Raw genomic sequence first — 8,059 nt, 5'->3', positions numbered from 1 at the left:
CCAGCCGAGCCGCATCAGTTGATCGTAGCGGTAGCGCGGCACGATCGCCTTCGCCATCGCGAACATGAAGAACATGAAGAACACCTTCAGGGCGAACCAGACGATGCCCGGAATCCAGGTGAACGGCGGCAGGTCGACCGGCGGCAGCCAGCCACCCAGGAACAGGATCGTTGCCAGCGCGCACATCGTGGTGATCGCGACATACTCGCCGAGCATGAACAGCAGATACGGCGTCGAGCCGTATTCGGTCATGAAGCCCGCGACCAACTCGGATTCGGCTTCCACCAGATCGAACGGCGGGCGGTTGGTTTCCGCGAGCGACGAGACGTAGAACACCACGAACATCGGGAACAACGGCCACACATACCAGTTCAGGATGGTGAGCTGCGGCAGGCCGATCAGGCTGGCGAGCCCGCGGGTGTTCTGCGCCTCGACCACCGCCGACAGGTTCAGAGAGCCGGCGCAGAGCAGCACCGTGATGATCACGAATCCGATCGAAACCTCGTAGGACACCATCTGCGCCGCCGAGCGCAGCGCGGCCAGGAACGGGTACTTCGAGTTCGACGACCAGCCGGCCATGATGACGCCGTAGATCGACAGTGACGAGATCGCGAAGATGTAGAGGATGCCGACATTGATGTCGGAGATCACCCAGCCGAGATTCATCGGAATCACGGCCCAAGCGGCTAGCGCCAGCACGCACGAGACCAGCGGCGCCAAAAGGAACACGCCCTTGTTGGAGCTGGACGGAATGACCGGCTCCTTCAGCACGAACTTCAGGAGGTCGGCGAAGGATTGCAGCAACCCGAACGGGCCGACCACGTTGGGGCCGCGACGGATCTGCACCGCCGCCCAGATCTTGCGGTCGGCGAGCAGGATGTAAGCGATCGCGATCAGCAGCACGACGAGCAGCAACAGGCTTTCCGCGACCATGATGATCAACGGCCAGAGGAAGCCGGTCCAGAACGAGCTTGCGAAGAATTCAGCCATCAGATCACGCTCACTCCGCTGCCGCCAGCATTCGGCCCGATGCCAGGCGCGAACATTCCGCCATCACGGCCGAAGCGCGCGCGATCGGGTTGGTCAGATAGAAGTCCTCGACGGTCGGCTTGAATGCCGCCTTGTCGACGCTGCCGCCCTTGCTTGCCAGCGCCTTGACGTCGTCAGCCTTGCCGGCCTCGACCTGATCGAGCCGCATCAGATGCGGATAAGCCTTGAACATCGCCTGGCGCAACGCCTGCATGGAGTCGAAGGGCAGCTTCTTGCCCAGAACGTCCGACAGCGCACGGATGATCGCCCAATCCTCGCGGGCCTCGCCCGGCGGGAACGCGGCGCGACCGGCCATCTGCGCCCGGCCTTCCGTGTTGACGTAGATGCCGGACTTCTCGGTATAGGCCGCACCAGGCAGGATGACGTCGGCGCGGTGCGCGCCGCGATCGCCGTGGGTACCGATATAGACGACGAAGGTGCCGTCCGGCACGGTGATCTCGTCCGCGCCGAGCAGGAACAGCACGTCGAGTGTGCCGAAGGTCGTCATCTGCGCCGCGGTCAGGCCGCCCGCAGCCGGCGAGAAGCCGACATCGAGCGCACCGGCGCGCGAGGCGGTATCCTGCAGCACGGCAAAGCCATTCCAGCCGTCCTTGAGCGCGCCGACATCGACGGCGAGCTTCGCCGCCTGCGCCAGCACCGCCGCGCCGTCATGCCTGGTATAGGCGCCGGCGCCGACCAGGATGATCGGGTTCTTGGCGTTCTTCAGCACTTCGGCAAAGGAATGCTTGCCGGCGACGAGATCGGTCAGCGTCTCGGTGCCCGCGCCAAGATATTCGTGGTCATAGGTGAAATCGGCCTTGGCGCCGATCATGCCGACCTTGAGCCCGCCGTGACGCCAACGCTTGCGGATCCGCGCATTCAGCACGGCCGCTTCCTTGCGCGGGTGCGAGCCAATGATCAGGAGTGCGTCGGCCTGATCGATTCCGGCAATCGTCGGATTGAAGATATACGAGCCGCGACCGGCGTTGGCGTCGAACGCGTCGCCACCCTGCACCGAGAGATTGACCGAGCCGAACTTCGCGAGCAGCTCCTTCAGCGCGTACATCTCCTCGACCGCGGCGAGGTCGCCCGCGATGGCGCCGATCCGCTTGCCGTCGCTGCGGCCGGCCTTGGCCGCAATCGCCGCAAAAGCTTCCTGCCATGTTGCCGGCTTGAGCTGGCCGTTCTCGCGCACATAGGGACGATCAAGGCGCTGCGTGCGCAGGCCGTCGACGACGTGGCGGGTCTTGTCGGAGATCCACTCCTCGTTCACGGCCTCGTTGATGCGCGGCAGGATGCGCATCACCTCACGGCCGCGGGTGTCGACGCGGATCGACGAGCCGACGCCGTCCATGACGTCGATCGACTGCGTCTTGCCAAGCTCCCAGGGCCGCGCCGCGAACGCATAGGGCTTCGAGGTCAGCGCGCCGACCGGGCAGATGTCGACGAGGTTGCCCTGCAGCTCCGAGGACAGCGCCTGCTCCAGATAGGTGGTGATCTCCATGTCCTCACCGCGTCCGGTCGCACCCATTTCCGGGGCGCCGCAGATCTCGGCGGAGAAGCGGACACAGCGCGTGCACTGGATGCAGCGGTTCATCGAGGTCTTGACCAGCGCACCGAGATACTTGTCCTCGACCGCGCGCTTGTTCTCGGCGAAACGGCTGGTGTCGACGCCGTAGCCCATCGCCTGGTCCTGCAGGTCGCATTCGCCGCCCTGGTCGCAGATCGGGCAGTCCAGCGGATGGTTGATCAGCAGGAATTCCATCACGCCTTCGCGCGCCTTCTTGACCATCGGCGAACGGGTTGAGACTTCCGGCGGCTCGCCCTTCGGGCCCGGACGGCAGTCGCGCACGGCCCAGGCGCAGCTTGCGACCGGCTTCGGACCGCCCTTCACCTCGACGAGGCACATCCGGCAGTTGCCGGCGATCGACAGCCGCTCGTGATAGCAGAACCGCGGAATTTCGGCGCCCGCCGCCTCACACGCCTGCAGCAGCGTGTAGTCCGGCGAGACATCGATCTCTTTGCCATCGATGATGATCTTGGTCATGTCTTCAAGTCTTTCCCAACTTCGCCGTCATCACTCCGCAGCCACCAAGTGCATGGGGTCGCGGACGCCCTGATCGTCGAGATCGGCTTTGTGCGAATACTGGTCGATGCGCTCTTCAATCTCGTGACGGAAATGCGCGATCAGGCCCTGGATCGGCCAGGCGGCAGCGTCGCCGAGCGCACAGATCGTGTGCCCCTCGACCTGCTTGGTCACCTCTAGCAACATGTCGATCTCGCGCTTGTGGGCGCGGCCCTCGGCCATGCGAGTCAGCACGCGCCACATCCAGCCGGTGCCCTCACGGCACGGCGTGCACTGGCCGCAGCTCTCATGCTTGTAGAAGTAGGAGATGCGGGCGATCGCGCGGATCAGGTCGGTCGACTTGTCCATCACGATCACGGCCGCGGTGCCGAGACCCGAGCGCAGCTTGCTCAGGCTGTCGAAATCCATCGGCGTGTCGATGATCTGTTCGGCCGGCACCATACGCACCGACGAGCCGCCGGGGATGACCGCCTTCAGATTGCCCCAGCCGCCGCGGATGCCGCCGCAATGCTTGTCGATCAGTTCGCGGAACGGGATGCCCATCGCCTCTTCGACGTTGCAGGGTCGCTCCACGTGACCAGAGATGCAGAACAGCTTGGTGCCGACATTGTTGGGACGGCCGATGCCGGCGAACCAGGACGCGCCGCGGCGCAGGATATCGGGCGCCACTGCGATCGACTCGACGTTGTTCACCGTGGTCGGGCAGCCGTAGAGGCCGACATTGGCCGGGAACGGCGGCTTCAGGCGCGGCTGGCCCTTCTTGCCTTCGAGGCTCTCGAGCAGCGCGGTCTCTTCGCCGCAGATATAGGCGCCGGCGCCGTGGGCGACGTAAAGGTCGAACGGCCAACCGTTGACGTTGTCCTTGCCGATCAGCTTGGCGTCGTAGGCCTGGTCGATCGCGGCCTGCAGCCGTTCGCGCTCCCGGATGAATTCACCGCGGACATAGATGTAGCAGGCATGCGCATTCATCGCGAAGCTCGCGAGCAGGCAGCCTTCGACCAGCAGATGCGGATCGTGCCGCATGATCTCGCGGTCCTTGCAGGTGCCGGGCTCGGACTCGTCTGCATTGACGACGAGGTAGCTTGGACGACCGTCCTTGGACTCCTTGGGCATGAACGACCACTTCATGCCGGTCGGGAAGCCCGCCCCGCCGCGGCCGCGCAGGCCGGACGCCTTCATCTCGTTGATGATCCAGTCGCGGCCCTTGTCGATAATGGCCTTGGTGCCGTCCCAGGCGCCGCGACGGCGCGCGCCCTCGAGGCCCCAATCGTGGAGGCCATAGAGGTTCTTGAAGATGCGGTCCTTGTCGTCGAGCATGCTCAAAACTTTCCGAACATCACCGATTGGCTTGCGAATAGGCGAGCCCGGCGGCGCAGCCACCGAACACGAAAGCCCATAACAGGCTGCTCTCCAGCGAGGCGTTCAGCCCGTAGCGCTGCAGCAGGAAGATGAAGCAGGCGGCCGCTGCGGTGTGCAGGGCGATAAGACGCCAATTCTTCATCGCATCACCCCTCCCCATCCCGTTCGCCTGCACCAGAAGACCTCGCATCAGGTCGTTTCCTTCAGCGTGGTCGGTCCGCCCGCGGGCGCCGAGAACTGACGGTCGATCTGCGGACCGGGCTTCGGCGGATTGCCGGCGGCGAAGCCGTCGAGCACCTTGCCGAAGTTCTCCTTGGTCAGGTCCTCATAGGTATCCTTCCAGATCTGCACCATCGGCGCATTCACGCAGGCGCCGAGGCACTCGACCTCCTCCCACGAGAAGTTGCCGTCCTTCGACAGGTGGAAGGGCTCGTGATGGATGCGATGCTGGCAGACCTCGATCAGGTCGCCGGCGCCGCGCAGCCGGCACGGCGTGGTGCCGCAGACCTGCACATGCGCCTTCTTGCCGACCGGCGAGAGTTGGAACATCGTGTAGAAGGTCGCGATCTCGAGCATGCGGATATGCGGCATCTCGAGCAGGTCGGCGACGGCCCGGATCGCGGCTTCCGAAACCCAGCCGTCATGCTGCTCCTGCACGCGCCACAGGATCGCGATCGCCGCCGAAGCCTGGCGGCCCGGTGGATACTTCGTGATCTCCTTCTTGGCCCAGGCAAGATTCTCGTCCGTGAACGTGAAGCTCGCGGGCTGCAATTCCTTCGGGGCAAGGCGGCGGACGGACATCGTTCAGTCTCTCATTGCACGCGGCGTGCGGCCTTCGCGTTCAGCGCATCAATCCGGTCTTGCCAGAAAGCGCTTGCGGTGCCGAACACGTTGTAGCCGATATGGGTGGAAACCTTGATGCGATCGAGAATCGAGAGCTCGGTCACGGTCTCAAGGCGTTGGGTACGGCGGTCGAAGACCGTCAGCTTCAGGGGCGTCTGTTCGAGGATGTAGCGCGACACGGTGTGCTGGCGATCGCTGCCATGCTCCTCGCAGAGCAGCACGCTGTCGGTTTCCATCAGCCGCCTGCCGCCCTTGATCGCGTCGATCTCGACGCCCTCGACGTCGAGCTTCACCAGATACTTGCCCTGGGGCGAGACCTTCTGGTCCTCGATCAGATCGTCGAGCGCGATGACCGGCACTTCCTCGCCGCTGGCGGGATCGCCTGCGATGCTGAAGGCCTCGTGCTTGGTGCCGGACAGACGCGCGGTGCCGCGGCCGGCGCCGATCGCGCACTTCATGGTTTCGAAGCGGTTGCCGTTGACGCGCGCATTATTGGTGAGCTTCGGATAGTTCTGCTTTGACGGCTCGATCGCGATCGCCCTGTGCGAGCCGAACGGCCTGCTCGATGCCAGCACCGACCAGTAGCCGTAATTGGCACCGCAATCGAGCAGCGTGTAGTCGACATCGGCGGAGTCCTCGAGCAACAGCTCGAGCTCGTCCTCATAGGTGTAGTCGCGATCGAGCAGCTTGCTCCAGTAGCCGTCGCCGTACGGAAACGCGAACACCGCATCCTCGTTGAGCGTCACCGCGATGTCCCGTTCCGACAGCGTCTTGCGCAGCAGATTGGCGCACGCGACGTAGCCCATGTGCGAGAAATGCGAGGAGATCTTCGCGCCCGTCGCCAGCGCCAGCGCAGCCGTCCGCTCCCAGGCGTTCGCTCCCTCAAGGGCGCCCGAGGCACGGTCAAACTGGATGGGCGGCTGCGCCATCACCGATCGACCTCTCCGAACACAATGTCGAGCGAGCCAAGAATCGCCGAGACGTCAGCGAGCAGATGGCCATTGCAGATGTGATCCATCGCCTGCAGATGCGCGAAGCCCGGCGCGCGGATCTTGCACTTGTAAGGCTTGTTGCTGCCGTCGGCGACGAGATAGACGCCGAACTCGCCCTTTGGCGCCTCGACCGCGGCATAGACCTCGCCGGCCGGCACGTGCACACCTTCGGTGTAGAGCTTGAAGTGATGGATCAGCGCTTCCATCGAGCGCTTCATCTCGCCACGGCGTGGCGGCGCGATCTTGTTGTCCTCGACCACGACGGGCCCCTGCCCGTCCGGCGCTTTGAGCTTCTGGACGCACTGCTTCATGATGCGCACCGACTGGCGCATCTCTTCCATGCGGATCAGATAGCGGTCGTAGCAATCGCCGTTCTTGCCGATCGGAATGTCGAAATCCATCTCGGCGTAGCACTCATAGGGTTGCGACTTGCGCAGGTCCCAGGCGGCGCCGGAGCCGCGCACCATGACGCCGGAGAAGCCCCACTCCCAGGCTTCCTTCAGCGGCACCACCCCGATATCGACGTTGCGCTGCTTGAAGATGCGGTTGCCGGTGAGCAGCGTATCGAGGTCATCGACGACCTTGAGGAACGGGTCGCACCACGCGTCGATGTCGTCGATCAGCTTCGGCGGCAGGTCCTGGTGCACGCCGCCGACGCGGAAGAACGCCGCGTGCATGCGCGAGCCGGAGGCGCGCTCGTAGAAAACCATCAGCTTCTCGCGCTCTTCGAAGCCCCACAGCGGCGGGGTCAGCGCGCCGACGTCCATCGCCTGCGTGGTGACGTTGAGCAGATGCGAGAGGATGCGGCCGATCTCGCAATAGAGCACGCGGATCAACTGGCCGCGGCGCGGCACGGTGATGCCGAGCAGCTTCTCCGCCGCGAGGCAGAACGCGTGTTCCTGATTCATCGGCGCGACGTAGTCGAGCCGGTCGAAATAGGGAATCGCCTGCAGATAGGTCTTGTGCTCGATCAGTTTCTCGGTGCCGCGATGAAGCAGGCCGATATGCGGATCGACGCGCTCGACGACTTCGCCGTCGAGTTCCAGCACCAGGCGCAGCACGCCGTGCGCCGCAGGATGCTGCGGACCGAAGTTGATCGTGAAGTTGCGGAGGTTTTGCGGCTGTTCATTCATGGCTTCGGCTCCGCCTTCGCCTTTTCGTCACCGGGCAGCGGATAGTCCGCGCCTTCCCACGGCGAGAGGAAATCGAACTTGCGGAATTCCTGGTTGAGCCGGACCGGCTCGTACAGCACCCGCTTCTCCTGGTCGTCGTAGCGAACCTCGACGAAGCCGGTGAGCGGGAAGTCCTTGCGCAAGGGATGACCGTCGAATCCGTAGTCGGTCAACAGCCGGCGCATGTCGGGATGGCCGATGAAGATCACGCCGTAGAGGTCGTAGGTCTCGCGCTCGAACCAGTCGGCGCCCGGGAAGACACCGATGATCGACGGCACCTGCGTGGTCTCGTCGGCCTGGGCGCGCACGCGGATCCGGGTGTTCAGCGTCGGCGACAGCAGATGGTAGACGACGTCGAATCGCTTCTCGCGTCCGGGATAGTCGACCGCCGTTGCATCGGTGAAGTTCACGAAGCGGCAGTTGGGATCGTCACGCAGGAAAGTCACGACCTCCACAATCTTGCCCACCTCGACATCGATAGTGAGTTGATTGAACGCAACCGAGTGCGCGGTGGCGGCGCCCGGAAGCGCGCTCACGATCGTCTGCCCAAGGGCGTCGAGCTTGCCGTCGTCCATACC

General features: G+C 64.4%; 8 protein-coding genes. All 8 read right to left on the bottom strand.

Annotated elements, in window-relative coordinates; genetic code table 11:
* Positions 1-990 (bottom strand): NADH-quinone oxidoreductase subunit NuoH (nuoH, locus tag AS156_RS28790; protein WP_245313109.1); only part of this gene is annotated, 990 nt, incomplete at its 3' end.
* A gap of 10 nt (positions 991-1,000) precedes the next feature.
* The gene (nuoG, locus tag AS156_RS28785; RefSeq protein WP_066511810.1) at positions 1,001-3,076 is read right to left on the bottom strand and encodes an NADH-quinone oxidoreductase subunit NuoG; all 2,076 of its coding nucleotides are present in this window, start codon (positions 3,074-3,076) and stop codon (positions 1,001-1,003) included.
* Positions 3,077-3,106: 30 nt separating this feature from the next.
* Positions 3,107-4,432 carry an NADH-quinone oxidoreductase subunit NuoF gene (nuoF, locus tag AS156_RS28780; RefSeq protein WP_066511809.1) on the bottom strand — a complete coding sequence of 442 codons (1,326 nt, stop codon included), beginning with the start codon at positions 4,430-4,432 and terminating at the stop codon, positions 3,107-3,109.
* Positions 4,433-4,451: 19 nt separating this feature from the next.
* Positions 4,452-4,664, bottom strand: a complete 213-nt coding sequence (locus AS156_RS28775) for a hypothetical protein (RefSeq protein WP_066511808.1) — start codon at positions 4,662-4,664, stop codon at positions 4,452-4,454.
* Positions 4,664-5,275 carry an NADH-quinone oxidoreductase subunit NuoE gene (nuoE, locus tag AS156_RS28770; RefSeq protein ID WP_066511806.1) on the bottom strand — a complete coding sequence of 204 codons (612 nt, stop codon included), beginning with the start codon at positions 5,273-5,275 and terminating at the stop codon, positions 4,664-4,666. Before nuoE ends, AS156_RS28775 begins: the two co-directional genes overlap by 1 nt.
* A gap of 11 nt (positions 5,276-5,286) precedes the next feature.
* Positions 5,287-6,246 (bottom strand): FkbM family methyltransferase, encoded by a 960-nt coding sequence (locus AS156_RS28765; protein WP_066511804.1) that lies wholly within the window; start codon positions 6,244-6,246, stop codon positions 5,287-5,289.
* Complete coding sequence (locus tag AS156_RS28760) at positions 6,246-7,442, bottom strand: NADH-quinone oxidoreductase subunit D (protein WP_066511802.1); 1,197 nt, start codon at positions 7,440-7,442, stop codon at positions 6,246-6,248. The genes AS156_RS28765 and AS156_RS28760 overlap by 1 nt, the downstream gene beginning before the upstream one ends.
* Complete coding sequence (locus AS156_RS28755; RefSeq protein ID WP_066511800.1) at positions 7,439-8,056, bottom strand: NADH-quinone oxidoreductase subunit C; 618 nt, start codon at positions 8,054-8,056, stop codon at positions 7,439-7,441. The genes AS156_RS28760 and AS156_RS28755 overlap by 4 nt, the downstream gene beginning before the upstream one ends.
* Positions 8,057-8,059 lie beyond the last annotated feature (3 nt).

Origin of the sequence: Bradyrhizobium macuxiense, from assembly GCF_001542415.1 — a bacterium.
In the GTDB taxonomy this organism is placed as follows: Bacteria; Pseudomonadota; Alphaproteobacteria; order Rhizobiales; family Xanthobacteraceae; genus Bradyrhizobium; species Bradyrhizobium macuxiense.
The sequence above is the reverse complement of the archived record's forward strand: the minus strand, read 5'-3'. Positions and strand labels throughout refer to the sequence as shown.